This window comes from Microvirga sp. KLBC 81, from assembly GCF_003075415.1.
In the GTDB taxonomy this organism is placed as follows: Bacteria; Pseudomonadota; Alphaproteobacteria; order Rhizobiales; family Beijerinckiaceae; genus Microvirga.
Genome location: NZ_QDAH01000208.1, coordinates 1 through 2,212 on the forward strand (window position 1 = coordinate 1; position 2,212 = coordinate 2,212).

A 2,212-nucleotide genomic window follows, 5' to 3' on the forward strand; every position below is an offset into this window, starting at 1 on the left:
CGCCTCCAACTGAGATCCCTCAGCCAGAGAAGTCGGCAAAGCTCATCCAGCTCCTCAAACCTGCCAAAGTAGTGCTAACCTGAATGATGCTGCGTACAGGCCTACATACTGGCTAAAAGCTCCGCTTCAGCACTGCAATAGTAAGTATATCCCCTGGCATTACGGAATCCTGGGCTCGCGCACCTATAGTTGTCATCTGGCCATCGGATGCTCTGCGCGTTAGGGTAAAGTTCAGCCCATCAATGCCTACATCCTCACCGATCGCCGCACCTCTATTCATCTGCATACCCTGAGCGGGATCGAGAGAAGCCCTTGTCGCTCTGCTGACCTCAAGCGTCTTGATGGTCTTTTCGACTTCTCCCAGCTCCTTCTCAATCTCTGTGAGCCTCGTTTGCTCAAGTTCACTGCCGGATGCCTCAGCTTTTACCATCTGAGATTTCGCACCGGCATGGGCTACAATCGCGGCACGCAGATTGGACTGTAGGGTCGTTAGTTGGTTATCGACAGTAACGAGATCAACTCGCCGAATCAGGCCTCTTTCCAGAAGGGATTGTAGGCGCTTGTATTCCTCTTCGACTTTGGATATCGCAGCCAATATTTCAACCATGTGGCCCTTCAATCCATCGATCTCCTCCTTATAGACTGAAGCCTGCTGAATGATCGCCGACCTTTGCTGTGAGAAAGCACTTTTCCTTGCTACGAAAGCAGATTGTTCTTGTTCCGCGATGTCCTCCTGTCCAGCAGCTTTGAGCATTGATGCAATATTGGCCGGCAACTCAAGCTTGTCTTGATTGACCTTTTCTGCGAGCAGGCGCTCACGGCGCACTAGCGCCGATAGGTACTCAATTTTATCAACACTGGCCTTTTCGTAATACTCTACCTGACGCACCGCTTGGTCGAAGGCGCTGCCCCGAGGAAACAAAGACAGCGGACCGCCGGACAAAGCTAAAGCATCCAGAACAGTTAAGCCGACTTCGTATCGGTGGCGACCGGGATTATTGACAGCGCCGAGGACGGTGATGGGGCGGTACTCCGCAATACTCACCACAATAGGAGCATTTCTTAGATCGATCTGCTTGGAAAGTTCAGTACGGAGCTTCACCTCGATCTCTTCGAGCGCTTGTCCGGCAACAGGAATGTGACCCACAGCAGGTCGGGATATTTCACCGTTAATATCAACGCGCACATCACCAGAGTGCTCGGGCCACTGATAGACGGATATACTGAGCAAATCTCCTGGCTGAACCACGTACCTGCCAACATCTGCGGCAAATACAGAGCTTTGGAGCGCAACAGTAAAGGCCGGGAGAGTCACTAGAAGAGACAGATATTTATGCACCGGAACAAGTGCGGCCTTTACCGCTCCCTCCAAAGCCGCGTCACACCACCGTTTTCTAAAGCTCACCATGCTGCACGGCCTATATCCAATAGAGAATGAGGAGAACCTGATCTGACAATTGACTTGCATTATCTTGGCACATCAGAGGAGATAGAGAATGGCGGCTCCTCATAATGGTTAGAGATCTTAAGAGGTATAGTCGCTTTAATAGAATTACAACGACCTGATCGGCCTGATCGAGCGCGCGCTCGACCGGAAAGCCAAGCGCGTCGACGTGGCGCTGCCGCCCAGCGACGTGCTCGAGACCCGCGCGACGTCACGGATCTGCGCCGCGCCGTCGGCTTCGCCCCTTCAACCTCCCTCAAGGACGGCGTCCGGCGCTTCGTCACGTGGTACAAGCAATACCACGGGAGCCATCCCATTTCTCACGATAGAGCATCCACCTTCGTCAGCGGCCCGAGCGGCAGCGTACGACCGACGTTGCCGACTTAAATCGTCATCCTTTTGATAGGTCCGGAACTCCCAAGCAGTTTGCCAGCTACCTCCGTTGAATGCGCTTCACGTGGGAACCCACATGGTAAGGTTCATGACGAATTTCGAATGGCGAAAAGACCAAAGGACGCCTCCCAAGGTGGTATGATTGGTCAGGACGGGCTAACACCATGAGAATGATGTTTGGCTAGATCAATCAATGCCTGAAGAAATAGCATGCGCATTGCGATGGTCGGGTCGGGCTATGTGGGGTTGGTGTCCGGGGCGTGCTTTGCCGATTTCGGGCATGAAGTGTGCTGCGTGGGGGACTATCAGGAATTTCGTGTGGGGCCTTACGATGATCTGGAAGGAGACATCGCATGGCACGCCGCAAGGAATCCC

The 2,212-nt window shown here is 53.3% G+C and carries 1 protein-coding gene and 1 pseudogene; one reads left to right on the plus strand and one right to left on the minus strand.

All coding sequences use genetic code 11. The annotated features are described in order from the left end of the window. Positions 1-112: 112 nt before the first annotated feature. Positions 113-1,408 (minus strand): polysaccharide biosynthesis/export family protein, encoded by a 1,296-nt coding sequence (locus DC522_RS33190; protein WP_165820439.1) that lies wholly within the window; start codon positions 1,406-1,408, stop codon positions 113-115. A 639-nt stretch (positions 1,409-2,047) separates the two neighbouring features. Here DC522_RS33190 and DC522_RS33200 point away from each other — a divergent pair. Beyond that, positions 2,048-2,212, plus strand: a pseudogene (locus DC522_RS33200) (UDP-glucose 6-dehydrogenase); the annotation flags it as partial.

Bases quoted from the DNA above. Each gene is read 5' to 3' on its own strand.
- DC522_RS33190 (WP_165820439.1), bottom strand. From the start codon at position 1,408: ATGGTGAGCTTTAGAAAACGGTGGTGTGACGCGGCTTTGGAGGGAGCG.